Source organism: Halomonas sp. 3A7M, assembly GCF_014897875.1.
Taxonomy (GTDB): domain Bacteria; phylum Pseudomonadota; class Gammaproteobacteria; order Pseudomonadales; family Halomonadaceae; genus Vreelandella.
In genome coordinates this window covers 128,942-153,290 of sequence record NZ_JABUZD010000174.1, presented here as the reverse complement: position 1 = coordinate 153,290, position 24,349 = coordinate 128,942, and the positions used below count along the sequence as shown (strand labels likewise).

Here is a 24,349-nt window from a genome sequence, read left to right as displayed (position 1 = left end):
TTAGGAGTTAATCTTGTCTTACTACGCGGGTTCTGGGTTCGTCGATATACACCCAGCAGCTTTAAACGATGCGTTAGCTAACCCCAGCGTACAGCGGTTTATAGTGACTGGGCACGGCCCGCTTTCGGTTTTAGGATCGCCTAAGGTGGGCCGAATACTACTTGCTCATGGCGCTGGGGCGGGTCATTGCTCTGTATTTATGCGGCAATTTGCCGCGACGTTAGCGGCGCAAGGCATGCAGGTGTTGGCAATTGATTTTCCCTACATGCAGCAGATTAACGAGCAGGGGAAGCGCCGTCCGCCACCCCCCATCAAGCAAACGGTGGCTAGCTTTGCCTCATGGTACGCGCTACTGACGCCTTTGAGCGATCAGCCCTTGTGGGTGGGCGGTAAATCGATGGGTGGGCGTGTTGCCACTTTATTTGCCAGTGAAATGCTCGCCAATGACGTGCATGGCCCTGGCGTTATTGTCGCAGGCTATCCATTTCATCCACCCAGAAAACCAGACAAAACCCGTTTGGAACATTTTCCCGCTATTCGTTGCCCCGTGCAGATTCTCCAGGGGGAACGAGATCCCTTTGGCAATGTAGATGAGGTTTCAGGCTATAACCTGCCTAATAATATTAACGTTGCTTGGCTTGCTGATGGCGATCATGATTTTAAACCTAGACGTGTTTCTGGATTAAATCAGCAAGTTTTGATTGACGAAGCGGCCATACTTGCGGCATCCTTCGTCCGCGCTCACCAAGCACGGTATGTGTGAGGAGTGGCAATACGCTGGTTTGAATCGAAAATTTGAACGCGCCGTGTTGACATCTCACTAAGTTCCTGTAGAATGCAGCGCCACGTGACCAGCGGGTGGTTAGCTCAGTTGGGAGAGCACCAGCCTTACAAGCTGGGGGTCACTGGTTCGAACCCAGTACCACCCACCATTTAACTGAATGTTTTTAAGCGCCCCTGAACCGCTTTTAAATAGCTGGTTTTATGGTTAGAAATAAGTGCCTTAAAGTGGACCGGTAGTTCAGTCGGTTAGAATGCCGGCCTGTCACGCCGGAGGTCGCGAGTTCGAGTCTCGTCCGGTCCGCCATCATCAGTTATTACCGCATAAAAGTTATCGCTATTCGGACCGGTAGTTCAGTTGGTTAGAATGCCGGCCTGTCACGCCGGAGGTCGCGAGTTCGAGTCTCGTCCGGTCCGCCACGATAACTTATCAAGTTGTACCATTTAAAGCACCATTGCTTTAAATGCCCTGGGTGGTTAGCTCAGTTGGGAGAGCACCAGCCTTACAAGCTGGGGGTCACTGGTTCGAACCCAGTACCACCCACCATTTATTTGGTCGTTTGGAAACGTGAAGCAGTAGCAATTGATGCATTAAGTGGACCGGTAGTTCAGTTGGTTAGAATGCCGGCCTGTCACGCCGGAGGTCGCGAGTTCGAGTCTCGTCCGGTCCGCCACGATAACTTATCAAGTTGTACCATTTAAAGCACCATTGCTTTAAATGCCCTGGGTGGTTAGCTCAGTTGGGAGAGCACCAGCCTTACAAGCTGGGGGTCACTGGTTCGAACCCAGTACCACCCACCATTTAACTGAATGTTTTTAAGCGCCCCTGAACCGCTTTTAAATAGCTGGTTTTATGGTTAGAAATAAGTGCCTTAAAGTGGACCGGTAGTTCAGTCGGTTAGAATGCCGGCCTGTCACGCCGGAGGTCGCGAGTTCGAGTCTCGTCCGGTCCGCCATTTAAGCACTCATCGACTAAAAGCTTTAGTCGAACGAATTCTAAAAAAGCCCAGATCAATGATCTGGGCTTTTTGTTGCGTATAATTTATCTCTCTAGACTCATTCTCTAGCGCCATAACGTGCAGCCATAAAGCTGCACGATAATATTAGGCGATAGCGCTTACCCCCGCTTTGGCGATCTGTACGTCCTGGTCAGGCTTTACGCCTGAGATGCCGACAGCACCCACGACGTTGCCATCGACGATGATAGGAACACCACCTGACAGCAGGCCTTGCAGCGGCGCAGAAACAAATGCCGTGCGCCCACCGTTAATCATCTCTTCAAACACTTGGGTCTCTTTACGGCCTAGTGCTGCACTGCGCGCTTTATGTGTTGCCACATCGGCACTGAAGGGCGCAGCACCGTCTAAGCGGCGCAGAGCGAGTAGATGCCCGCCATCATCCGTTACGGCAATGGTGACTGGCCAGCCGTTGTTATCGGCTTCTTTTTGAGCAGCATCTAGTACCTGAATGACATCGGCTTGGCCGAGAACAGCTTTGCTTTGCATCAAACTTTCCTTTTGATCAAGGGGAGTAAAGTGCCGCGCTATGGATTGCTTGTCAAAGCTTGTTAGCGCGGCAAAGTGAATTAGTGTTTATACCAGGGCAGCATCCACCACTTCCACCCAGTGGCGTACCGGGGTGCGATTGGCACTAGCAAGGTGGGTTTGGCAGCCAATATTGGCAGTGACGATAACCTCTGGGTTGCTAGCTTCCAGCGCATTGAGTTTATTGTCGCGCAGCTGTGTGGCAAGCGCTGGCTGGGTAACCGAGTAGGTGCCAGCTGAGCCACAGCATAGATGCGCATCTTGTACCGGCGTTAGCGAAAACCCCAGCTTGCTGAGCACGCCTTCAACCGCACCATTGAGCTTCTGGGCGTGCTGCAGTGTGCAAGGGCAGTGAAACGCCAGACGTTGGTGCTCTTTCAGCTCGAGTTTCTCTACGGGCTCTTCGCGCAGTATTTCGACAATATCTTTCGCCAGTGCGCTGACTTTTTGCGCTTTCTGGGCATAGGCTGGGTCATCTTTGAGCATGTCGCCATACTCTTTGACAAAAGCGCCGCAGCCGCTGGCCGTTTGAACAATGGCTTCAGCCCCTTGTTCGATCTGTGGCCACCAAGCATCGATATTGGCACGCATACGAGCGCGACCATCGTCCTGGGCATTCAGGTGAAAATCAATGGCCCCACAACAACCTGCTTCGCTGATGGGTGTCACGCTAATCCCAAGCCGGTCGAGCAGTCGAGCAGTCGCTGCATTGGTGTTCGGCGATAGACCTGGTTGAACGCATCCTTCTAATATTAGCACCTTGCGAGAATGACGTTGGCTATCCGGGCGTTGGCCTGCGTCGACTGGTGCCGGTGGCATCTTACTGCGTAGCTTGCCAGGCACCAGGGGTTTGAAGGTTTGCCCTAAGGACAGAAGTGCTTTGAAGCGCTTAGGATCTACCAGCATCTTACGCAGCGCATAGCGTTGGGCGCGTTCGGCCATGGAACGAGGAACCCTGCGGTCAATTTCTGCACGACCGATATCCAAAAGTTTGTGATATTCCACACCTGAAGGGCAGGTGGTCTCACAATTGCGACAGGTCAAGCAGCGGTCTAAATGCAGGCGTGTCTCTTCGGTGACCTGATCATTATCATCGCGGCTTTCCAGCAGCTCTTTCATTAAATAGATGCGCCCGCGTGGTCCGTCCCGCTCGTCGCCTAGCAGTTGATAGGTGGGGCAGGTGGCATTACAAAAGCCGCAGTGTACGCAGGTGCGCAGAATGCGCTCGGCCTCCTGAATATGCGGTTTTTGGCGATCAGCATCGGTAAAGTGCGTCTGCATGTCTACTCTCCTGATTAAAACGCCGCATAAAGACGGCCTGGGTTGAAAATGCCGTAGGCATCCAACTCGGCCTTCAGGTTGCGATGATACTTTTCGACCACGGGGTTGAGCGGAGTGAAGGGTGACTCTGCTCCACCTTGGGCGTAGGGGGTAAAGCAAGTGGCATGACCACCTGCCTGCTGGCAAGCCGTGCGCAACGTATCAGCTGCCGCGCTGGTTTTTATCCACCGCTGGCTGCCACCCCAGTCATAGAAGATATCGCTTTGGGGGATATCCAAGGCTAGCGGCGGCGTATTGGGGGGTAATGATAAGCGCCACAGTGCTTGCCCTTCATTCAGACTGAAAAAAGGATGCTGATGGTCGCGCAGTTGCTGCCAGAAATCGCTGGAAAGTGATTCACCACCCAGGCGTTCCTTGGTCGCATTAACGGAACTTGCGCCGCCTTCTAAACGAATAAATAGCTCGCCTGCGTGCCATCCGGCTGCGGTAATGGGCAGCGGCTGTCGCCCTAGTTCGGCGAGCTTAGCCAAGGCATCTTCAAGACTCATGCTTAGGCGTAGGCTGTGAGTGGCAGTAGGAATAGGCAGGACTTTAAACGAGATATCCGCTAGCACGCCTAGCGTCCCCTGAGCACCTGCCATTAAGCGTGAGAGGTCGTATCCGGCGACGTTTTTCATGACTTCACCGCCAAAACGCAACAACTTGCCTTCTTGGGTGATCACGCGTGTGCCCAAGACAAAGTCTCTTGCTGCGCCAGCCCATGGGCGGCGTGGGCCGGACATGCCGGTGGCAACAGCACCGCCAATGGTGCTGGCATCGCTGAATGCGGGTGGTTCAAAGGCCAGCATTTGATTTTCTTCGGCTAGAGCTGCGTTGAGTGCGCTTAACCGCGTACCGGCACGAACAGTAATTACAAGCTCTACCGGGTCATAAGAGATAATGCCGCTATGGGGCGACATGTTTAAGGCGTTGCCTTCTACCGCTCGGCCGTAAAAAGCGCGGGTATCGCCACCAACTATGCGCAGTGGCGTGCGGTTGGCATAGGCGCTGCGCACCTGTTCGCACAGGTCGTCAGCGATATCTTGATCGGCAGCATGTATCGCTAGTTCAGTCATGGTGATTCCTAATCATTATGCTTCCTAGTGGTTAGTCGACTAGGAGTCGCATCAGAAGCGTGGTAGTTCCGGATGCGGTAGTTCGTTGTTGTGCACATGCATCGCGCCAAACTCAGCACAGCGCGCCAGGGTAGGAATATTTTTTCCTGGGTTGAGTAAGCGCTGTGGGTCAAAAGCGGCTTTCAAGGCATGGAATACCGTTAGCTCATCGGCTTGAAACTGACTGCACATCTGATTAATTTTTTCGCGGCCGACACCATGTTCGCCAGTGATGGAGCCGCCCGCCGCGACGCATAGCTCGAGAATTTTTCCGCCGACGTCCTCTGCAAGAGCCAGCTCTCCCTCTTTATTGGCATCAAATAGAATCAGCGGGTGCATATTGCCGTCACCGGCATGGAAGACGTTGGCAATCGCCAAGCCACTCTCTTCCGACAGGGCGGCAATACCTTTGAGAACGCGAGGGAGTTCGCGGCGAGGGATGGTGCCATCCATGCAGTAGTAGTCAGGCGACATGCGCCCCACCGCGGGGAAAGCATTTTTTCGCCCTGCCCAGAATTTGGCCCGCTCAGCCTCATCGCGAGCCTGTTGAATGTCGGTCGCCCCCGCTTTTTCTAAGACGCGGCGAACGGTTTGGCAATCGTCGTCCACATCGGCTTCAACGCCATCTAGCTCACACAGAAGAATGGCTTCTGCTTCAACGGGGTAACCTGCCTTGATGAAATCTTCAGCAGCCTTGATGGCCAGCTTATCCATCATTTCTAATCCGCCAGGAATGATCCCCGCAGCAATAATGTCACCAACAGCACGGCCCGCTTTTTCTACGTCGTCAAAGCTGGCCATGAGTACCTTGGCGGTTTCAGGTTTGGGCAGCAGCTTTACGGTGATTTCAGTGACCACACCCAACATGCCTTCAGAGCCATTCATCAACGCGAGGAGGTCAAAGCCTGGTGCATCCAGCGCTTCGGATCCCAGCGTCATACGCTCGCCTTCAATCGTCATGACATCAACACGCATCACGTTATGAACGGTGAGACCATACTTGAGGCAGTGCACGCCACCCGCATTTTCCGCCACGTTGCCACCAATGGAGCAAGCGATCTGTGACGATGGATCGGGTGCATAATAAAGCCCGTAAGGGGCCGCGGCTTCAGAAATAGCTAAGTTGCGCACGCCTGGCTGTACACGTGCAAGACGAGCATCCGGGTCAACATTGATAATCGTGTTGAAGCGCGACATCACTAGCAAAACGCCTCGTTCAAGCGGTAAAGCACCGCCTGAAAGCCCCGTGCCTGCGCCGCGAGTAACCACCGGAACACCCAAGGCGTGGCAGCGTTTTAAAAGGCCTTCTACCTGTTCCAGCGTCTCGGGTAATGCAATCAGCATCGGCAGGATGCGATAAGCGGCAAGGCCGTCGCACTCAAAGGGATGCAAGTCCTCTTCACGGTGCAGCAGCGTTAAAGACGGCACTGCGTTTTGCAGATCATCTAAAACATCTGCTTTATCGCGGTGAATGAATTCGCCATCGAGGCGTTCATCGAAAAGAAAGTTCATGTTAGCTCCTGTGGGTGAGGAGAGCAGAAAATTATCTAATCACTTTATGAAAAATCTTTCCATAAATAACCAGTTCAGTGCTGGAAAACTTTTGCATACAGTGAAAATGCTAATAACGCGTTGGTGATTTACTGGTTCTGCTGAGGCTGTCGGGCAGCAATTCCTTGTGAAGCGGCCTGCTGGGTTGCCCTTAGGCTACCCAGCAGGGGTGACTCACTTTTGATTAACGTTTTCCCGTTACATCAGTGGGTCGGTAATGCCAATCACATAAAAGGCAATAAGGGCAATGATCCCAGTAAAGATCAGATAGTAGATCGTGGGAATAATTGTTTTACGAATCGTTGTACCTTCGCGACCCAGTAGGCCCACCGTCGCTGATGCGGCGACAACATTGTGAATCGCAATCATGTTACCCGCTGCGGCACCAACGGCTTGTAGCGCGACCATCATCGCGGTGGACAGCCCAAGTGTTTCGGCAACGCTAAATTGGAATTCCGCTAGCATCAGATTAGAAACGGTATTTGAACCGGCAATAAAGGCACCCATAGCCCCAACCGCAGGTGCAAAGAAGGGATAGATACCCCCCACGCTGTTAGCTACCGCCTGGGCCATCATGACGGGCATTGACACAAGATCAGCACCATTCACGCCAGAGTTAATCAGGATGCGCACCATGGGAACGGTGAAGATCAAGACAAAGCCAGCACCGAAGATGGTTTTAGTAGATTCAGACACGGCAGCGCTGATTTTCTGCGGGTTCATGCGGTGCAAGAAGTAGGTGACAATAACCACCGCGATAATGATGCCGCCTGGCAAATACAGCGGCTGTACGCCGCCACTGATACCGGCTTCGCCTAAAATGTTGCTCCAGCTTAGGTTAACGGAGGTCAGCGCAGCTTTCAGCGGTTCAACGATGCGTGAAGCAACCAAGAATACCGCGAGTAGGACGTAAGGAATCCAGCCCTTGAAGGTCGACATTGGCGCTTTACCAGCAACGTCATCTAGCTTGATTTGCAGGTTGCCGATCCATTCGTCTGGCCAAGACGTTGATTCAGGAAAGTCCCAGGTGTCTTTCGGTAGCAAGAAGCCTTTGCGAGCAGCGGGTACTACAATCGCTAAGCCCACCATTGCCCCAATCATTGACGGGAATTCTGGACCTAAGAGAACGCCGACCAGCATGTAAGGCACGACGAACGAAATGCCAGTAAAGATCGCAAAGGGTGCAATGGATAGACCTTCTTTCCAGGAGCGGTTCGCACCGAAGAAGCGCACCATGATCAATACCAAAATCAGAGGCATTAATATGCCTACGATGCCGTGAGTAATAGCCACAGAGCTAGTAATTTGCTGGAAAAAAACGTCCCACGTAGAGCCGCTAGCTTCCAACTGGGCAGTGATGCCAGCGCGATCCAGCCCGCTACCGACACCCACTACAACTGGGGTGCCGACGGCGCCAAAAGAGACCGGAGTGGACTGAATCATCATGCCGACAACAACGGCTGCCAGTGCAGGGAAGCCAAGCGCTACCATGAGCGGTGCGGCTACTGCTGCGGGGGTACCAAAGCCAGAAGCCCCTTCAATGAAGCAGCCGAATAACCAAGCAACAATTAGCGCCTGAACGCGACGGTCAGGGCTAATGCCTGAAAAACCGTTACGAATCGCAGTGATGCCGCCAGAATGCTTAAGCGTATTTAGCAGCAAGATGGCGCCAAAAATTATCCATAAAAGGCCTGCTGTTTGAATCAGCCCTTGAATGGTAGACGCGGCAACGCGGCTAAACGACATATCCCAAGCGGTCAGACCAATGACGGCTGCGGTCAGGAAAACAATCGGCATCGCTATTTTTGCGGGTATTTTAAAACCAATGAGCAAAATACCGGCAAGCAGCAGCGGCAGAAATGCCAGAAGTGCAAGTGTAGTTTCATTCATTTTAGGAATGGCCCCTTGTTATTGATTTGGTGTGCTCGGCAGATGCCAGCGGTCGTGGCAATGCTGGTTGGATCAGTGCGAAAGATACGGTTAGGTAGGAAAAATGGCTATATTGGATAATTGGTAAGACCAATTAAGAGTGGTTGTATGTATAGGCGTTGAACCACTCTTTTAAATTTAACGAATTGTTTTTATTTGCTTTTAAATTTCCACAATGCAGTAGGGCTGCCTGCAACCCATTAGACTAATAGACAGTACAGTTTCCATCTGAAAAGGCAGTACAGGGCAAATGAATGGAGCAAAAGTCGCTCGCTTACTTAGCTGATATGAAGACCTTCGGGGTGGGTTCAGAGCAAGTAAAACCCGTTACTTGCGTCCTTGGTGGCTTAAGCCCATTGTTGTCAGCGTGTGTTTGGTTTTAACCACGTTTCTAATTACAAGGAGGCCGTCACAGTGGCAATAACTCTTTATGACTTATGCGGACGCGATGAGCGCTTACGCTTTTCTCCCTATTGCTGGCGCGTTCGTATGGCACTGGCACACAAAGGGTTGGAATATACGACTGTTCCTTGGCGTTTTCTTGATAAAGAGGCACTTGCTTTTGCCGACTACGACAAAGTGCCGGTGTTAACCGATGGTGACACGGTTGTCACTGATAGCTTCGAGATCATGCGCTACTTAGATAAGGCCTACCCTGCCAATCCAGTATTGGGAGAGGGGGTGAGCTATCAACGAGTCCACTTTTTTAAGCTCTATATTGAGCGTAGCGTGACCCCGGCACTTTTTCGCACGGTCGCGCTGGATTTATTAGCGGCCATACATCCTGACGACCGTGCCTACTTCAGAGAGACCCGCGAAGCCCGTTTTGGTATGCGTTTAGAGGACGTCAATAATCCAGAGCAGGGGCGAGCACAGCTGAAAAAACTGTTGGCTCCTGTGCGTGATCAGCTTCGGAGTAGCCCATTTTTAGATGGCGAAGCACCCAGTGGAGCAGATTACCTACTATTTGGCAGCATGATGTGGGCATATACAGTGTCACTTGAGCCATTAGTTGACGCTAATGATCCGGTTGATGAGTGGTTTAAGCGTATGCTGGAGGTGCACGAAGCGGTCGCGGGTAAGGCCATTACTATTCGTGATCTATAATGTGTCAGGCGGCAATAATGCCGCCTGTATCCATCGTATGTACGAGGAAAGCCACACAAACGACTTATGTCGTATGTGTGAGAGGAGATGGCAATGATTGATCTGTATTACTGGACAACTCCCAATGGCCACAAAATCTCCATCATGCTTGAAGAAGCTAAACTTTTTTATTCTTTGATCGAAGACGTCAATCTGCAGGCGGGGGGAGAAATAGATGAGCAGGCACGTAACTACTTGTCTGGCAATCGCTAAGTAGTCACTGATTGGTTGATGAGGTTGCCGCCTTCAATCGCTAGCAGCAATATTATTAAAAAAATAATGTTGCGCTGCACAAAAGGCGCTGCTAGCTTTGTTGTTAGTAAAGGCAACCGCCTGATCATCGACCGCTTATCGATGCGTGTCGAATCGCTAGCTCACTTAAGGAGATTATGTGATGAACAAGGCCGCAGAGAAATCCACCCAGCAGTTTGAGTCTGTCTTTGTATCGCCAATGCGCTCTTATACCCTGGCAGCGCTTGATTATTATCAGCAAGTCGTCAGCGCGCAAATGGATGCAGCACGTGCATACTCTGACATGACGGTTGCTCAAGCACGCACATGGTTAGACGTTAAAGATGCCGACAGCTTTAAAAAAGCCATGGAAAGCCAGCAAAAAACAGCCTCTGACCTAATGGAGCGTATGAAAGGAGACTCTGAAAAAGTCACCTCCATTAGCCAAAACTTTATGCAAGAGAGCCAGAAAATGGCGGAAGAGACCACTAAGAAAGCCGTGGAAACCGCTAAGCAGTAACCTATTTTTCATTAGGTAAATGATTGATAGTAAACGATCAGACACTGTTAATTGATCGATGAAATGCCGCACCGTTAGGTGCGGCATTTTTTGTCTATATGCATTTAACGCGTTGTAAGACGTTATTTCTGCAAGCAAAAAAGAGTGGCTGTAGCGCTGTAATACTAGTCAGTTAAGGCTGACTAGTATTGCCCCCTAGCCCCATATAGCAAAGCGGCCACCTCCCAAGGCGTACACCGCACGTCATTCCCGAGTCACCGCACGTCATTCCCGAGTGGGGTTATCGGGAATCCACCTTGACCTTGGCCCGCAGCAGCCCGAAATCCCAGGTCAACATGGATTCCCGCTAAGGGCCTGCGGGAATGACGAAGTGGCAGGGCATGCGGGAATGACAGAACGGAAAGTGTCATTCCCGAGTCACCGCACCGTCATTCCCGAGTGGGGTTATCGGGAATCCACCTTGACCTTGATCTTGGCCTTGACCTTGACCTTGACCTTGACCTTGACCTTGACCTTGACCTTGGCCCGCAGCAGCCCGAAATCCCAGGTCAACATGGATTCCCGCTAAGGGCATGCGGGAATGACGAGGGCGGCTCGGAGGGCTGGGGTGGAGTCATCGTCAGGCACTTATTAAACAAAGCCAATCGGCGGTTTTTTTTGCGTTCAGAAAGAAAAAAGCCAGTCAGCCTTAACTGACTGGCATTAGGCTGTAGCGCTGGCGTTTTCGTGGTGATTGCCCGTTACAACGGCTGTTCAGCCCGGACGTTCAGCCTGAAGCGGGCGATACGAATAATCTCCTTAATTGCTGTTTCACGCTCTTCAGCTAAACCATTGTGTAAGCGTGCTTCAAACGCCGCCAAAATGGCGTGGCGATCAAGCCCCTTCACCGCAATGACGAAGGGGAAGCCAAATTTTTCTTTGTAAGCGGCGTTAAGTTGTTCGAAGCGGGCAAACTCTTCAGGCGTACATTGATCTAGCCCAGCGCCTGCTTGCTCGCGTGTAGAGTCTTGGGTCAGCTCACCCGACATCGCCGCTTTGCCTGCTAAGTCAGGGTGGGCCTGAATAACCGCAATTTGCTGTTCAGGTGTGGCCCGCTGCAGCATAAGTCCCATCAGGTCAGCTAGCGCATCCGGCGCGTCATGCGCATTACTTAACCCTTCTTTCCAGGCAGCTTCCGCCACCCAGGGAGAGTGCTCATATACATCGCCGTAATGTTGGGTAAAGCTTTCTAAGCTGCATGTGCTAGGAGCGGGTGAAAGGGTAAGTGATGTTGAGGTAGCCACTAAATTTCTCCAGTATGTTTAATCATGGGAATACTGTATACAATAAATGGTATCAACGGTACTCTTTGACCGATAGGTTAAGTCGGTCAACTGCTATCAACAGCAGTTACCAACAACTATTATCAACAACAGTCAACAACAACTGTGATTATTAAGGAGTTGCTATGGGACGGTTAACGACTCACGTACTCGATACCGCTAAAGGACAGCCTGGCCAGGGGATTACCATTGACGTGTTCCGCCTAGCAGGCACCACGCGCGAACACTTGGGCAGTGTGATTACCAACAGCGACGGTCGTTGTGATGCGCCTATCTTAGAGGGTGATGCCCTCACGGTAGGCGAGTACGAGCTGGTTTTCCACGCGGGTGACTACTTGCGCGCCCAAGGCATCGCTTCTCAAGAGCCGCGCTTTTTGGACGTGATTCCTTTACGTTTTGGCGTTGCAGATGCCAGCCAGCACTACCATGTGCCGTTACTGCTATCCCCTTATAGTTACTCTACCTACCGCGGTAGCTAGAGCTTGGCTATCTTTTCGCCGATTTTTGCCTAGCCTGACGTTCGCTCGCTGAGTTACCAGGTAAACCTGCTAGGACTTGTTTATGCAAGCATATATTATTGATTTTGCTAACTTATTGTTACGCTGGCTGCACGTCATAGCAGCCATTGCCTGGATCGGTGAGTCGATCTATTTTGTTATGCTGGATAATGGCTTAAGAACGCCGAAAGCAGCCGAAGATCGTGAAAAAGGCGTATTTGGAGAGATGTGGGCCGTGCATGGCGGTGGTTTCTACCATAATCAAAAGTATGCTACTGCGCCTGCCAAGCTGCCGAATGATCTTCATTGGTCGTTCTGGAAAGCCTATACGACGTGGCTATCGGGTTTTGCCTTGTTCGTTATTCTGTATATGGCAAACCCGGGCTTCTATCTAGTTAACCCCAACAGCAACTGGGCGTGGGCGGCGAGTATGACAGGCTGGCAGGCCAATCTACTGGCGCTGGCCTTCTTGCTCGGTGGTTGGGTGGTTTATAACGAGCTCTGTAAACGCATAAGCCCTAACATGGACCGCGACGGTCTTCTAAGCATTGCCGTTGCGGTGATGATGATAGTGGTCGCCTATTTAAGCACCCAGATGTTCACAGGGCGTGCCGCCTTTCTATTAACCGGGGCTGTGATGGCCACTGCCATGTCAGCTAACGTGTTCTTTTGGATTATTCCCGGCCAGCGCCGCATGGTGAAAGCCATGAAGGCAGGCGAAGCGCCTAATCCATTGGATGGCAAGCGAGGCAAGCAGCGTTCGGTACATAACACCTACTTTACGTTGCCGGTAGTACTGTTGATGGTGAGTAACCACTACTCTTTCATCTACTCCCATGAGCTTTCCTGGGTGGTCATGGTACTGTTTATTTTTGCCGGTGCCCTTATTAGGCAATTCTTTGTATTAATGCACGCAGGGAAAACACAGCCAGCCTATCCTGCCGTAGGGATAGGGCTTATTCTATTAGCGTTTTGGGTAGCCGCACCAAGCCCTAGTGCTGGTAATGCGAGCGCGTCTGGTGCGCCCAGCCAAGCCCAAATTTCAGGGTTAATTGATCAGCATTGTAGTCAATGCCATGCTCGCAACCCTGAGCATGCCGGTTTTTCAGCACCGCCTGCAGGCTACGCGTTTGATACTTGGGATGAAATCCTGGGACATCAAGCGCAAATTAAGCAAGTTGTCGCGAGTCGATATATGCCACTTGGCAACATCACCAACATGAGTGATGAAGAGCGCGATATTATTGCCGCGTGGGAGGAGTGATTAAAGTCGCAGACAGGAGACCCTATGAGTGATGCGCAGGCGGCGTTAAAGCAAAGACCCGTAGAAAAAGAAGGCGAGGAGCGTCACGAGTCAATCTATCGCGCGGTTAGCGACGCCATTGTAGAGCAGCGGCTAAAACCGGGTGCTCGGCTGCGCGAAGACGCCTTGTCAGACGTCTTTGGTATCAGCCGTACCGGTATTCGTAAAATCTTGCAGCGCTTAGCATTAGAACAGTTGGTGACGCTCACGCCACGGCGGGGAGCCAGCGTAACACGGCCGACTGCCGAAGAGGCCAAGGATGTGTTCGACGCACGCCAGATGATTGAGTGTGGGCTGATGCCTGATGTAGCAAAGCGGATTGGAGAGAAAGAAGCCGCTGAACTACGGGAAATGGCTCGTCAAGAGCGTCAAGCGCTGCGCAATGGCCAACAGAGCATCGCTATCCGCCTGTCTGCTGACTTTCACGTGCGCCTTGCCCAGCTTTCGGGTAACGCAACGCTTGCGGAGTTTGTTGAGCGTCTGTGCTCACGCTCGTCGTTGATTCTGGCGGTTTACGGTCATCGTGGTCACTTAGGCTGCGAATCCCACGATCACGATGATTTGATCGGCTATCTGGAAGCGGGCAATGGCGAGCGTGCGAAAGCGTTTATGAGCCGCCATCTCAAAGCGATTGAAGCCTCACTTTCGATGGTTGAAGAAGAAGAGAATGTGCCAGACCTGCAGCAGATTTTTGGTGGTTAAGCAGGTTAAGTAGTGAAATATAAGCAGTGAAAAAGCCAGGCCTAAAGGCCTGGGCTTTTTTGTGAAGGTAGGAAGTTAAATGCTGTGTGAGTGCTTACACCGCAGGTGCTGGGACGGCCTTAAACTGGCGCATTAAACCATAATAGAGCAGCCCACCTAATCCTGCGCCAATCAGCCAACCATAGCCGCCAAGGCTTTCGAACGCGGGCACGATGACCGTAGAGAGCGAGAATAACGCTGCACCGCCGAAAGCAATCAAGGCGCGGCTATTCCAGCCATTAACGTAGTAGTAAGCGCTGCTGGGCGCTGAGGAGAATAGCTCTTGCATATTGAGGTGTTGGCGTTTGATCAGATAGTAATCCACCACAATGATGCCGTAAAACGGCGCTACTATGGCACCTAAGGCGTTCACGAAGCCGGGTACGCCGATTTGGCTGATCACTGAAATCCATAGCGCACCGACAAAGAACGCAATCACTGCGGTAATCAGGCCACCCATTTTAAAACTAATTTTGCTGGGAAACAGGTTGGCCAAGTCGTAAGCCGGTGGAATAAAGTTAGCGACCAAGTTGATGCCTACGGTGGCCGCGAAGAAGGTGAGGGCAGCCACAATGGTCAATGGTAGTGAATCAACACGCTCAACAATGTCGGCGGGATTGGTCAGTGCATCGCCAAACAGTACCAATGTGCCAGCCGTAATGATTAACGCAATAAACGAGAAAAAGGCGACGTTTAATGGCAATCCCAGCAAGTTGCCAAGTTTCATTTGGCGCTCGGTTTTGACAAAACGCGTGAAATCGCCAAAGTTAATCACTACCGCTGCAAAGTAGGCCACCATGGTGCCAACAATTGCCAGAAACGCCCCAAGACTACTGCCACTTTGCTCACCGCTACCGCTAAAAATAGTGCTCACTGCGGGTAGCAGTTCACTTCCGGCCTGGAACCATACAATGATCATCAGTACGACCATCACCACATAAACCAGCGGCCCAGCCCAGTTTAGAAAGTGTTTGATGCGCTCAATGCCCTGCCAGAAAATGGCGATTTGAAATAACCAAACAATCACGAAAGACAGCCAAGCGACCCCTGAAAGGCCCAGAAAAGTGCTGCCATTGCCAGCCCCAAACAGGGCTGTGATGAGCAGCGCCACAGCCGTTGAGGCAAAGTAAGTCTGTACGCCGTACCAAAAAATACCAACGATTGCGCGTAACAACGCTGGCAGGTTAGCTCCCCGTACCCCCATGCTGGCGCGAACCATAACAGGAAAAGGGATGCCGTATTTGACGCTTGGTTTGCCGGTTAGGTTGACCAGGAACATGACAATGACACCGGCAAGAATGATGGCTGCCATCACTGCCCAGCCATTCAGGCCGTAGGACAGAAACAGCGATGCCGCTAAGGTGTAGCCAAACAGGCTTTGAATATCATTCGACCACACGTTGAAGATTTCAAACGCGCCCCAGTTACGGTCTTGGGGCTTTAAGGGCGCAAGGTCTTCATTGTAAAGAGTGGGATCAATTTGCTTTATATCGAGATCACTGCTGGACGGCTGCTTATTCATGGTTAACGCTCTCTTGTCGGAAACGATTGCCTGCCACGCACCGTGAGCAGGCAGACACGCATCATGGTTACTGGGTAAAACGTTGGCAGGCAGGCCAATGCTTCATCAGTAGGTAATAGGTCAACCCGGCAGGAATAAGGCTGGAGTACCATGAGATCGAAGAGAATGTCAGCGCGGCCACAATGCCGACTACCGTGGCAATTAAGGCGGCTTTGTTGACGCCTTGATAGGGGCCAGAAGGGTCGTATAGTTTACTAATGTCCAGTGTGCGGCGGCGGATGATGTAGTAATCGACGACGAGAATGGCAAAGATAGGCCCAAGAAACGCTGAGTACGTTTGTACGAATAGCTGCAGACCAGCAGCCGACTCAGGCTGAACAAGTTTCCATGGGAAAGTGGCAAATGCCAGTAGGCCTACAATAACGGTGGCGACCGGAAACTTAAGTTTGAATACGTCCATTAATACGTAGGTGGGGGGCACCACATTATTAAGTACGTTCGTGGTTACCTGTGCAAAGGCGATGAATAGCAGCGTGGTCATTAGCAGTGGCGTGTTGTCTACAGCGTTAGCAAATACCTGAATGGGGTCTGCTGTGCCTGTCGCCTCTGACACCATGTAGCCAATCAAGCCCATAAACAGCGTACAGGGCAGAATAGACATGGCATAGATCGTCGTTAATAAGCTCTGGCGGGTGCCTTTCTTGTGCTCTCGTGAATAGTCGCTAACATTCAGCATCATGGTGCTATAGATGCCCAGAAACAGCATGGTAGCGCTCCAGAACGGCAAGCCCCAAGAGCCTTCCATGGTCAAGATGCTGGCCGACAGCTCATCGCCGTAGCGTTGCACCGTGGCGTAGAACATATACATCAGCGAAAGCAAAATAAAGACGCTGCCTATATTCTCAAGCCATTTAATCCCCTGAAAGCCCAGCACTGACAAACCAATCTGCAAAAATTGGAAGGTAATAAAGTAGAAAATCAGATTATCGAAACCGAACAATGTGGCAGACACCATATTTAGCGCGCCTGCGCCAATCCAGCTTTGAAAGCCGTACCACACCACCGCTGGCACAGCCCTTACCAAGCCAGGAATGCGGGTGCCACTAAAGCCAAAGGCACTACGCGCTTGCACCATAAAGGGAATGCCATATTTGTAGCCAGCTGCGCCATTAACTGCCAGCGCAATACCGATCACAAAGCAGCCAATCGCTATCGCGAGTGTTGCCTGTAGTAGGTTTAAGGTGCCCACCACGCTTGAGCCCATGGCAAAGGTACCAATTGAGACGCATCCACCAAACCAGGCTAAAAAGTAGGACGTTCGCCCCATGATTCGCGTGCTTTGCGGTGCTAGGCTTTCTGCGCCGATGGCTTTGTCAGCTATTGCGGTGTTCGCAACGGATGGTTCTTCTGACGTAAGAGCAGGGTTGGAGTTGCTCATGTTTCCGTCCTCGCAAGATTATCGGTGTTATTGGCAGCCTGAGCGCATTACGCGCCCAAGCGATGCTTGCGGCATGGCGTGCTAACGGGAGTACAGTTATTTTTGAAGTTATTGTTTTTAAGGCCTGTTTTTAAGACCTGTTTTTAAGGCCAATCTTTTAAGTCATGGCTACTACGTGTTTTTTAGTGATATTTACCTTGGTAAGGGGAGGTGAAGGTCGGAGAGTGCAGAGAACTTGCCGGTAAATGCTTTCGGGCGCGGGTAGTCCAGGTCGCCATGTTTGCTGGTGTGGAGACCTAGGCTAACCAACGATTCGGCAAGTTTTAATGCGGCGCTAACGCCCTCTATCACCGGTAAGCCAACCTCGCGGGTGATTTCTTCAGTCAAATTCGCCATTCCGCCACACCCTAAAACGATGGCACCAATGCCGTCTTCATCGCGGGCGCGGCAGCACTCTTCGACAATGCGGGTAAAGGCGGCATCAGGGTGATGTTCAAGATCGAGAACCGGAATTTCTGCAGCGCGTATGCGGCGGCAGTGGTGGCGGAACCCATACTGCTCCAGCAAGTGTTCTGCAATAATGCCAGTGCGTCCTAACGTCGTTACAATCGAGAAGCGGGTGCTGACCAGCGTGGCTAAATGAAAGGCGGCTTCCGCAATGCCGATGACGGGGGCGCGGGTTAACTCTCGGGCTGCGAGTAAGCCAGGATCGCCAAAGCAGGCCACCACGTAAGCATCGATGCCGCCTTCACGCTCTCCTTTAAGAACTTCTTCGGCAACGCCTACCGCGCTAATGGCCTCGTCAAAATGACTCTCGATGGACACCGGCCCCGCATCGGGCTGGGTGGCGGTAACCGTTGTCGATTCCGCTGCCTGCCGCTGGGCGGCTTGATGAATGGCAGCCGTCATTGAGGCTGTTGTGTTTGGATTGATAATGCGTATATGCATGTTGAATCGCTCGCTGGTAGACAAAATTGAGCATATTGTATACGAAAATAGGGCGGTTTTGCGTGGATCGCAAGCCTTTTTATGCGCTTAAAGTATCGGCGTCGCTTGACCAAATGTTCAAGTTTCAACAGGTTAGCGACTTGCCTACTTTAAAATGCTAGCCATCTCAGCTAATTAAGCGGTTGTTGGATTGCGGTTGTTCTATAAAGTCGCTATTTTGTATACAATTATTTTCTGTATTGTAGATCTTTAATTTCAATAAAATGCTCTGCAACCAGCTATCTACAATCGTATAAAAGGAGCCGTTGAATGCCTCATTCATCTAATCGACCATCGAATGCTTACTCTCGCGACCTGGTGGGATATGGTCGCACTCCCCCTCATGCTAATTGGCCAGGCAAGGCGAAAATTGCTGTTCAGTTTGTGCTGAATTATGAAGAGGGCGGGGAGAACTGCGTCCTTCACGGCGACGCAGGGTCAGAGCAGTTCCTGTCGGAAATCATCGGCGCACCGGCTTACCCGGATCGCCACTTGAGCATGGAGTCTATCTACGAGTACGGCTCCCGCGCCGGGGTGTGGCGCATTCTGCGTGAATTTGAAAAGCGTGATTTGCCTCTCACGGTGTTTGGCGTTGCCATGGCGCTGGAGCGTAACCCTGATGTCGCCCAGGCATTTAAAGAGTTAGGTCACGAGATTGCCTGTCACGGCTACCGCTGGATTCACTATCAGGAAGTGCCCGAGCACGTTGAGCGAGAGCACTTGCAGAAAGCCATGGAGGTTTTCCAGCGTCTTTACGGTGAGAAGCCACAAGGCTGGTACACCGGGCGCGATAGCCCCAACACCCGGCGCTTAGTGCTAGACGAAGGCGGTTTCCTTTATGATAGCGACTACTACGGCGACGACTTGCCTTTCTGGACGCAGGTGACCGATAGTCAGGGAAGTGACCACAACCACCTGATTGTGCCCTACACGCTGGACAGCAATGATATGCGCTTTGCCGCGCCGCAAGGTTTCAACACTGCGGATCACTTCTTTACCTACCTGCGCGATGCCTTTGATGTACTTTACGCAGAAGGAGAGGAGGCGCCCAAAATGCTCTCGGTGGGCATGCACTGCCGCTTATTGGGTCGCCCTGGGCGTTTCCGCGCCCTACAGCGCTTCTTGGATTACATCGAAAGCCACGACCGTGTTTGGGTGGCCCGGCGGGTTGATATCGCCCGTCACTGGGCGGAACATCACCCTGCAACTCGTTAATTAAGCAGCTTAATAGGATGCTATGACGCCGCATATCGGACAGCGGATTACCGCCCAGTTTGACGCGCTAACTGCCCAGGAGCAGCGGGTGGCGAGTTTTATCCTCGATCACTTTGATGATCTGGCGGTGTATAGCGCCGCTGATTTGGCGCGTTTGACTGGGGTGTCCAAATCGACGGTTAGCCGCCTATTCAAGCGGCTGGGGTTTGAGAGCTACCGCACCGTTAAAGACCACGCCCGCCAGCTACGTAACTTGGGCGTGCCTTTGGTGATCGACCCCAACGCCATGCAGGAAGAGGCCGGGGCACCGTTTCAGCGCCATTTGCAGCGGGAGCAGGATAATCTACAGCGCTGCTTAAACGGCATTGAGGCGGATCAATTTGCGGCACTGGTAGAGCGGTTGGATAGCGCGCGTCATGTGGTCGTGATCGGCTTTCGTAACAGCTACCCGCTAGCGCTGCATTTTCGCCAGCAGTTGATTCAGGCGCGTACCCAGGTGCGGGTGGTTCCTCACCCAAATCAGTCGTTAGCGGAAGAGATTGTTGATCTCACCGAGCAAGACGTGGTGGTGCTATTTGGTTTTCGCCGCCGCCCAGCGGCATTTGCTTCGCTAATTGATGCACTTGAGCGAACACCTGCCAAGGTAGCCTTACTGGCTGACCCCACCGCGATCAATTTTGCCTCACAGGTAACTTGGTTTTTTGAAGCGCCGCTGGAAAGTCTCTCCGCTTTCGATAGCTACGCCGCCGCCAATAGCCTGATCTGCTTGATCGCCAACGGCGTACTGCATCGGCGCCTTGCAGAAGGGCGAGAGCGCATCAGCGCGATCAGCGATGTTTACGCTGAGCTTAGTGAGTTGGAAGCGCCCACCAGCGTGGACTGGGGCGCCCAGTAGGCTTTGCACGAAAACTGTCTGCGCTCGACAATATGGCGTTAAAAATAGCCTCGTGCGCGAGTCCGATCAAAATGCTCACTTACAAACCCATCTCTGCCGTGCGCTAACCTGTCCACTGTGTTGCCTGAGCGAAAATAAGAAAGCCCAGGGCAATCGCTATCCAGACGCAAAAAAGTGGGAAGAAGAATTTGACCCACTTTTGCCACGGTACACCCGCCAGCGCCAGGGTCGCCATAAAGTAGCCCGAGGTTGGGTAAATGATATTACCGATACCGTCACCCAACTGGAACGCCAGCACCGCCGTTTGGCGGGTCACGCCGATGATGTCGGAGAGCGGTGCCATCAGCGGCATGGTGACCAGCGCTTGACCGCTGCCGGAGGGGACAATGAAATTGAAGCCTAGCTGGGCGAAGAACATGCCAATCGCTGAGAGCAGGGTGGGCAGGCCTCCGACGAGGTTGCCAAGCCCAAACACCAGCGTGTCCATGATTTGGCCATCTTCCAGCATCACCGCAACACCCCGCGCGACGCCGGCGATCATGGCCCCAACTAGTACATCGCGGAAGCCCTGGTTGAAGCCAGCGCATATTTCGTCGGTATCGAGGCCTGCGATTAGGCCCACTACAATCCCCATGATGATAAATAGGCCTGCCATCTCCATCATGAACCAGCCTTGCTGCAGCACGCCATAGACGAGTACCGCGAAGAAGGCGAAGGTGGCAACGGCAGCCAGTTTCTGGCGAGCGGTGGCGATTAAGGCAGGGCTATTGTCAGCATGCTGGTAAAGCGTACGTTTTTCGGATTCGCTAGTGTCACTGCTCAGCAGGCTAAGCGAAGGAGTCTGGTGCACCCTGCGGGCATAACGCATAACGAAGAAAATGGCCGCGGCTAACATCACCACAAACGCCATGACGCGCAAGCCATAGCCGGAGTAGAGAGGAAGATCTGAGAGTTGCTGCCCGAGGCCGGTATTGATTGGGTTGAGTACCCCTGTCGTGAAACCGACGGTGGTGGCACAAAGTGCCACTGCCGCTGCAGTGACTGAATCGAAACGTAAGGCAATCATTAGCGGCAAGATAACCGGCACATAGACCAGCGCCAACTCCTGGGTACCGATAACCGTCGCGATCAGTGCAAATACCGTCATTAATACGGGGATAGTGAGCAGGCTCTGTCGTGCAAAGCGACGCGTCAGCTTATCAACGCCTATTTCAATAATACCGGTGCGCCTTAGCACCATGAACATACCGCCAATCATGAAGGTGAAAAAGACGACTTCACCGGCACTCATCAAGCCATTCGGGATCGCCAGCATAAAGTCGATGATACCAATCGGTGAGGAGGCGATCTGTTCATAAGAGGTCGGGTCAATAGTGATACGACCATTGGGGCCAGGAACACGCTCGAACTGCCCGGCAGGCACAAAATGCGTCGCTATTGCTGCTAAGCCGATAAAAATGAACAGAACCACGTAAATATCAGGGATCCGACACCAGCTTTTTTTAGCCGCAGGGCTATCAGAGGAAGACGAAGAGAGGGGACGTTGGGACATGTTATGCCTCGCGTTATAAGACCGCCATAGATGACGGCTATTGTTATTAATACTTACCTGGAGCAACGACATGGTCTGTGGAAGCAACGAGCAGGTCGACCAAAGTTGCTGTATATGGGCATATCCGTATAGTTTTAGATTTATGAAACGAAAGTTGCCAAATAATTTACTCTTGGGAGAATTGTTTCATAAGTATTTCGTTAAATCGCTTTATTGTGGCTCGTTAATCTTGTATACAATATGAGAGTATTGTGTCTTCACTAAGTCATATAGGTTCTAAAATGCCAGCTAACTACTACGCCCCTACCGGGGGGCATCCGCCACAAACACAGCTAACCGCTGACCGTGCCGTGTTCACAGAAGCGTATGCGTTGATTCCCAAAGGCGTGATGCGCGATATCGTCACCAGCAACTTACCTTTCTGGGAAGGCACTCGGTTATGGGTGCTGGCGCGTCCGCTTTCAGGCTTTGCTGAAACGTTCTCGCAATACATTATGGAAGTACAGCCTGAGGGCGGCAGTGAAAAGCCGGAGTTAGACCCCCAGGCCGAAGGCGTACTGTTCATTGTGGAAGGTGAGTTAACGCTTACTCTGGCGGGTGAGCGCCACACGATGCGCCCCGGTGGCTATGCGTTTCTTCCCCCAGGTAGCCACTGGCAAGTGCGCAATGAGTCATCTGCGCCCGTACGTTTTCACTGGGTGCGTAAAGCGTATCAGTTTGTAGAGGGACTAGACGTACCGAAGGCTTTTGTCACCAATGAGCAAGACATTGCTCCCCTCGAAATGCCGGGAACCGAAGGTCGCTGGGCAACCACGCGCTTTGTCGATCCTGCTGATGTGCGCCACGACATGCACGTCAATATCGTGACTTTTCAGCCAGGTGGCGTGATTCCTTTTGATGAAACTCACGTGATGGAGCATGGGCTTTATGTGTTGGAAGGGAAGGCGGTGTATCACCTTAACCAGCAATGGGTTGAGGTAGAGGCAGGCGACTTTATGTGGCTTCGCGCATTCTGCCCTCAAGCGTGTTACGCCGGTGGTCCGGGGCCATTCCGCTACTTACTGTACAAAGACGTCAACCGCCACGCCGCACTCAAGCTCTAGCATTGAGCTCAGGCGTTTAAGTTCTGGTATACAAGTTCTGGTATATAAGTTCCGGCGTTGGCTGCTTCGCTGTGTTGTTATTCGGAGAAGCAGCCTATTTTAGGATTTTATAATGATTAAATTGATAGCCGAACCACTAACAGCCGAGGCGTTTGCGCCTTTTGGCGATGTGATAGATGCCCGCACATCAGCGTCGTTTCCCATTAATGCTGGTCGTACCCAGCGCCATCATGATCTGGCGAGCGTTGAGACATTAGGCGACAACGCCCATGCGCTGATTAATATTTTTGTCAGCCAGCCGATTACGCTACCGTTGGAATTAACCTTTTTAGAGCGTCACCCTCAGGGTAGCCAAGCCTTTATGCCGCTGCATCAAGAGCGCTTTATTGTGGTGGTAGCCCCCCCTGGTGACACCATTAACGCTGCAGATGTACGCGCGTTCGTTACTGATGGCCGTCAGGGCGTCAATTACCGGGCAGGCACTTGGCATGCTATTCAGTCGGTGCTTGAGCGTGAGGGCGAGTTTTTAGTGGTAGATAGGGGAGGTGATGGCAATAACTGCGATGAGTATTCGCTTGATATTACCGTTACTCTAGGCGAATAACTTGCGCTAACAGCATACGGTTGTCATCTTGCTCAGGTTAGCTTTTGACTGAACGAGAAAAATAGAGCGCACATTGCGCGTAGGAGACCAGCATGTCACAAGCCCACCGTTTGCCAAAACTACTCAAAATGCTGCGTCACTACGACGACCCAGTCAGCGGTGCGGATCTGGCTGAAGCGCTAGGTATACCGCTGAGTGTTCTCTACAAAGATATTGCTGTGCTTAGAGCCGTTGGGGTCGAGATTGTTAGTGAACCAGGCCAAGGCTATGTTCTCCCGCCTAGCGCTCAATTACCTCCCCCAACGCTCAGTGAGCCAGCCGCCGAACGGTCTGACGAACTGGTTTTCTATACGCATCCCCTTTCGCGGGGAGGCATTGTGCACTGGATGCTTGAAGAGCTTGGTGTGCCTTATCGCTTAGTGGTCCTGGAGTATGGGTCCACAATGCATTCGCCAGACTATTTAGCCATCAACCCGATGGGCAAGGTACCAGCTATTCGCCACGGTGAGCGAGTGGTCACGGAGGCTGCCGCTATCTGTGCTTATCTTGCCGATGCTTTCCCCGAGGCTGGTTTGGCACCGCCGCTTTCAGCAAGAGGCGACTATTATCGCTGGTTATTCTTCGCTGCTGGGCCGCTAGAAGCCGCTGCCTCGCTTAATAGCTTGGGCTTCCAACCTGATGCAGAGCAGCGTATGCGGCTAGGTTCTGGCGACTTTGCGACGGTGATTGAGGTTCTGGCTGCGGCCGTTAATGGACGCCGCTACATCGCTGGTGATGCTTTTAGCGCCGCCGATGTTTATGTCGGTTCCCACATTGGATGGGGAATGCAGTTTGGAACTCTTCCACGCCGTCCTGAATTCGAACATTACTGGGCGGGGCTGCAAAACCGTCCTGCACGGCAGCATTGCGAGCTGTTCATCCAGCAGGCGTTGGCACAGTAGTTACCCTGTGAGTGGTGACGCGCCAGAGGTAGTCGTCCCCACGCTGATGAACGCTTATTAAGTTTTTATTCTCATTCTATTAATAATTAGGAA

At 52.1% G+C, this 24,349-nt stretch carries 21 protein-coding genes, 7 tRNA genes and 1 pseudogene; 19 read left to right on the top strand and 10 right to left on the bottom strand.

All coding sequences use genetic code 11. From position 1 onward, the window contains the following. Window positions 1–13 precede the first annotated feature (13 nt). From INT19_RS18745 to INT19_RS18710, 8 genes are all read left to right on the top strand, one after another. On the top strand, window positions 14–763 hold the full coding sequence (locus tag INT19_RS18745; protein ID WP_193061836.1) for an alpha/beta fold hydrolase: 750 nt from the start codon (window positions 14–16) through the stop codon (window positions 761–763). A 93-nt stretch (window positions 764–856) separates the two neighbouring features. Continuing rightward, window positions 857–932: transfer RNA gene (locus INT19_RS18740), tRNA-Val, on the top strand. Between the two features lie 78 nt (window positions 933–1,010). Next, window positions 1,011–1,087: transfer RNA gene (locus INT19_RS18735), tRNA-Asp, on the top strand. A gap of 36 nt (window positions 1,088–1,123) precedes the next feature. Beyond that, window positions 1,124–1,200 (top strand) — tRNA-Asp (locus INT19_RS18730). A gap of 51 nt (window positions 1,201–1,251) precedes the next feature. Beyond that, window positions 1,252–1,327: transfer RNA gene (locus INT19_RS18725), tRNA-Val, on the top strand. A 50-nt stretch (window positions 1,328–1,377) separates the two neighbouring features. Beyond that, window positions 1,378–1,454 (top strand) — tRNA-Asp (locus tag INT19_RS18720). A 51-nt stretch (window positions 1,455–1,505) separates the two neighbouring features. Then, window positions 1,506–1,581: transfer RNA gene (locus tag INT19_RS18715), tRNA-Val, on the top strand. 78 nt (window positions 1,582–1,659) lie between these two features. Further along, window positions 1,660–1,736: transfer RNA gene (locus tag INT19_RS18710), tRNA-Asp, on the top strand. Between the two features lie 147 nt (window positions 1,737–1,883). On the opposite strand, the gene INT19_RS18705 is transcribed toward INT19_RS18710, so the two are convergent. From INT19_RS18705 to INT19_RS18685, 5 genes are all read right to left on the bottom strand, one after another. Then, window positions 1,884–2,285, bottom strand: a complete 402-nt coding sequence (locus tag INT19_RS18705) for a GlcG/HbpS family heme-binding protein (RefSeq protein WP_125751197.1) — start codon at window positions 2,283–2,285, stop codon at window positions 1,884–1,886. Between the two features lie 87 nt (window positions 2,286–2,372). Continuing rightward, complete coding sequence (gene glcF / locus INT19_RS18700) at window positions 2,373–3,605, bottom strand: glycolate oxidase subunit GlcF (RefSeq protein WP_089039728.1); 1,233 nt, start codon at window positions 3,603–3,605, stop codon at window positions 2,373–2,375. A 14-nt stretch (window positions 3,606–3,619) separates the two neighbouring features. Beyond that, entirely contained in the window at window positions 3,620–4,720 is a 1,101-nt protein-coding gene (glcE, locus tag INT19_RS18695; RefSeq protein ID WP_193061835.1) for a glycolate oxidase subunit GlcE, read from the bottom strand. Window positions 4,721–4,771: 51 nt separating this feature from the next. Next, entirely contained in the window at window positions 4,772–6,271 is a 1,500-nt protein-coding gene (glcD, locus tag INT19_RS18690; protein WP_193061834.1) for a glycolate oxidase subunit GlcD, read from the bottom strand. A gap of 237 nt (window positions 6,272–6,508) precedes the next feature. After that, window positions 6,509–8,200 (bottom strand): L-lactate permease, encoded by a 1,692-nt coding sequence (locus INT19_RS18685; RefSeq protein ID WP_193061833.1) that lies wholly within the window; start codon window positions 8,198–8,200, stop codon window positions 6,509–6,511. Between the two features lie 453 nt (window positions 8,201–8,653). Between INT19_RS18685 and INT19_RS18680 the strand changes: the two genes are divergently transcribed. From INT19_RS18680 to INT19_RS18670, 3 genes and pseudogenes are all read left to right on the top strand, one after another. Next, window positions 8,654–9,346 (top strand): glutathione S-transferase family protein, encoded by a 693-nt coding sequence (locus INT19_RS18680; protein WP_193061832.1) that lies wholly within the window; start codon window positions 8,654–8,656, stop codon window positions 9,344–9,346. Between the two features lie 93 nt (window positions 9,347–9,439). After that, window positions 9,440–9,518 (top strand): annotated as a pseudogene (locus INT19_RS19705) (thiol:disulfide oxidoreductase); the annotation flags it as partial. Window positions 9,519–9,779: 261 nt separating this feature from the next. Then, window positions 9,780–10,136: a phasin family protein gene (locus tag INT19_RS18670; protein WP_038477905.1), complete on the top strand. Its 357-nt coding sequence runs from the start codon at window positions 9,780–9,782 to the stop codon at window positions 10,134–10,136. 740 nt (window positions 10,137–10,876) lie between these two features. On the opposite strand, the gene uraD is transcribed toward INT19_RS18670, so the two are convergent. Then, window positions 10,877–11,419, bottom strand: coding sequence for a 2-oxo-4-hydroxy-4-carboxy-5-ureidoimidazoline decarboxylase (gene uraD, locus INT19_RS18665; RefSeq protein WP_038477902.1), 543 nt, complete (start codon window positions 11,417–11,419; stop codon window positions 10,877–10,879). Window positions 11,420–11,583: 164 nt separating this feature from the next. Here uraD and uraH point away from each other — a divergent pair, with 164 nt between their 5' ends. The 3 genes from uraH to INT19_RS18650 all read left to right on the top strand — a co-directional run bounded on the left by uraH (window position 11,584) and on the right by INT19_RS18650 (window position 13,960). Further along, window positions 11,584–11,937, top strand: coding sequence for a hydroxyisourate hydrolase (uraH, locus tag INT19_RS18660; RefSeq protein WP_095604053.1), 354 nt, complete (start codon window positions 11,584–11,586; stop codon window positions 11,935–11,937). An 82-nt stretch (window positions 11,938–12,019) separates the two neighbouring features. Then, a complete protein-coding gene (locus tag INT19_RS18655; RefSeq protein WP_193061831.1) occupies window positions 12,020–13,219 on the top strand; it encodes a urate hydroxylase PuuD in 1,200 nt (399 codons plus the stop codon). A 24-nt stretch (window positions 13,220–13,243) separates the two neighbouring features. Next, window positions 13,244–13,960: a GntR family transcriptional regulator gene (locus tag INT19_RS18650; RefSeq protein WP_089039719.1), complete on the top strand. Its 717-nt coding sequence runs from the start codon at window positions 13,244–13,246 to the stop codon at window positions 13,958–13,960. 94 nt (window positions 13,961–14,054) lie between these two features. On the opposite strand, the gene INT19_RS18645 is transcribed toward INT19_RS18650, so the two are convergent. The 3 genes from INT19_RS18645 to INT19_RS18635 all read right to left on the bottom strand — a co-directional run bounded on the left by INT19_RS18645 (window position 14,055) and on the right by INT19_RS18635 (window position 17,907). After that, the gene (locus INT19_RS18645) at window positions 14,055–15,521 is read right to left on the bottom strand and encodes an NCS1 family nucleobase:cation symporter-1 (RefSeq protein ID WP_193061830.1); all 1,467 of its coding nucleotides are present in this window, start codon (window positions 15,519–15,521) and stop codon (window positions 14,055–14,057) included. Window positions 15,522–15,588: 67 nt separating this feature from the next. After that, window positions 15,589–16,959 (bottom strand): NCS1 family transporter, encoded by a 1,371-nt coding sequence (locus INT19_RS18640; protein WP_193061829.1) that lies wholly within the window; start codon window positions 16,957–16,959, stop codon window positions 15,589–15,591. Between the two features lie 192 nt (window positions 16,960–17,151). Next, window positions 17,152–17,907: an aspartate/glutamate racemase family protein gene (locus tag INT19_RS18635; protein ID WP_193061828.1), complete on the bottom strand. Its 756-nt coding sequence runs from the start codon at window positions 17,905–17,907 to the stop codon at window positions 17,152–17,154. A 309-nt stretch (window positions 17,908–18,216) separates the two neighbouring features. On the opposite strand from INT19_RS18635, the gene puuE reads away from it, so the two are divergent. Both puuE and INT19_RS18625 read left to right on the top strand, forming a co-directional pair. After that, the gene (gene puuE / locus INT19_RS18630) at window positions 18,217–19,161 is read left to right on the top strand and encodes an allantoinase PuuE (protein ID WP_193061827.1); all 945 of its coding nucleotides are present in this window, start codon (window positions 18,217–18,219) and stop codon (window positions 19,159–19,161) included. Window positions 19,162–19,183: 22 nt separating this feature from the next. Then, on the top strand, window positions 19,184–20,056 hold the full coding sequence (locus INT19_RS18625; protein WP_193061826.1) for a MurR/RpiR family transcriptional regulator: 873 nt from the start codon (window positions 19,184–19,186) through the stop codon (window positions 20,054–20,056). A 103-nt stretch (window positions 20,057–20,159) separates the two neighbouring features. Here the strand turns inward: INT19_RS18625 and INT19_RS18620 are convergent, their stop codons facing one another. Continuing rightward, window positions 20,160–21,608 (bottom strand): YfcC family protein, encoded by a 1,449-nt coding sequence (locus tag INT19_RS18620; protein WP_193061825.1) that lies wholly within the window; start codon window positions 21,606–21,608, stop codon window positions 20,160–20,162. 281 nt (window positions 21,609–21,889) lie between these two features. On the opposite strand from INT19_RS18620, the gene INT19_RS18615 reads away from it, so the two are divergent. The 3 genes from INT19_RS18615 to INT19_RS18605 all read left to right on the top strand — a co-directional run bounded on the left by INT19_RS18615 (window position 21,890) and on the right by INT19_RS18605 (window position 24,256). Beyond that, window positions 21,890–22,711 carry a bifunctional allantoicase/(S)-ureidoglycine aminohydrolase gene (locus INT19_RS18615; protein WP_193061824.1) on the top strand — a complete coding sequence of 274 codons (822 nt, stop codon included), beginning with the start codon at window positions 21,890–21,892 and terminating at the stop codon, window positions 22,709–22,711. 112 nt (window positions 22,712–22,823) lie between these two features. Further along, on the top strand, window positions 22,824–23,315 hold the full coding sequence (locus tag INT19_RS18610) for an ureidoglycolate lyase (protein ID WP_089039711.1): 492 nt from the start codon (window positions 22,824–22,826) through the stop codon (window positions 23,313–23,315). 92 nt (window positions 23,316–23,407) lie between these two features. Continuing rightward, on the top strand, window positions 23,408–24,256 hold the full coding sequence (locus INT19_RS18605; RefSeq protein ID WP_089039710.1) for a glutathione S-transferase N-terminal domain-containing protein: 849 nt from the start codon (window positions 23,408–23,410) through the stop codon (window positions 24,254–24,256). Window positions 24,257–24,349 lie beyond the last annotated feature (93 nt).

Excerpts from the sequence above, each read along its gene's own strand:
- INT19_RS18705 (WP_125751197.1), bottom strand. The coding sequence starts at position 2,285 with ATGCAAAGCAAAGCTGTTCTCGGCCAAGCCGATGTCATTCAGGTACTA.
- glcF (WP_089039728.1), bottom strand. The coding sequence starts at position 3,605 with ATGCAGACGCACTTTACCGATGCTGATCGCCAAAAACCGCATATTCAG.
- glcE (WP_193061835.1), bottom strand. The coding sequence starts at position 4,720 with ATGACTGAACTAGCGATACATGCTGCCGATCAAGATATCGCTGACGAC.
- glcD (WP_193061834.1), bottom strand. The coding sequence starts at position 6,271 with ATGAACTTTCTTTTCGATGAACGCCTCGATGGCGAATTCATTCACCGC.
- INT19_RS18685 (WP_193061833.1), bottom strand. The coding sequence starts at position 8,200 with ATGAATGAAACTACACTTGCACTTCTGGCATTTCTGCCGCTGCTGCTT.
- INT19_RS18670 (WP_038477905.1), top strand. The coding sequence starts at position 9,780 with ATGAACAAGGCCGCAGAGAAATCCACCCAGCAGTTTGAGTCTGTCTTT.
- uraH (WP_095604053.1), top strand. The coding sequence starts at position 11,584 with ATGGGACGGTTAACGACTCACGTACTCGATACCGCTAAAGGACAGCCT.
- INT19_RS18655 (WP_193061831.1), top strand. The coding sequence starts at position 12,020 with ATGCAAGCATATATTATTGATTTTGCTAACTTATTGTTACGCTGGCTG.
- INT19_RS18650 (WP_089039719.1), top strand. The coding sequence starts at position 13,244 with ATGAGTGATGCGCAGGCGGCGTTAAAGCAAAGACCCGTAGAAAAAGAA.
- INT19_RS18645 (WP_193061830.1), bottom strand. The coding sequence starts at position 15,521 with ATGAATAAGCAGCCGTCCAGCAGTGATCTCGATATAAAGCAAATTGAT.
- INT19_RS18640 (WP_193061829.1), bottom strand. The coding sequence starts at position 16,959 with ATGAGCAACTCCAACCCTGCTCTTACGTCAGAAGAACCATCCGTTGCG.
- INT19_RS18635 (WP_193061828.1), bottom strand. The coding sequence starts at position 17,907 with ATGCATATACGCATTATCAATCCAAACACAACAGCCTCAATGACGGCT.
- puuE (WP_193061827.1), top strand. The coding sequence starts at position 18,217 with ATGCCTCATTCATCTAATCGACCATCGAATGCTTACTCTCGCGACCTG.
- INT19_RS18625 (WP_193061826.1), top strand. The coding sequence starts at position 19,184 with ATGACGCCGCATATCGGACAGCGGATTACCGCCCAGTTTGACGCGCTA.
- INT19_RS18620 (WP_193061825.1), bottom strand. The coding sequence starts at position 21,608 with ATGTCCCAACGTCCCCTCTCTTCGTCTTCCTCTGATAGCCCTGCGGCT.
- INT19_RS18615 (WP_193061824.1), top strand. The coding sequence starts at position 21,890 with ATGCCAGCTAACTACTACGCCCCTACCGGGGGGCATCCGCCACAAACA.
- INT19_RS18610 (WP_089039711.1), top strand. The coding sequence starts at position 22,824 with ATGATTAAATTGATAGCCGAACCACTAACAGCCGAGGCGTTTGCGCCT.
- INT19_RS18605 (WP_089039710.1), top strand. The coding sequence starts at position 23,408 with ATGTCACAAGCCCACCGTTTGCCAAAACTACTCAAAATGCTGCGTCAC.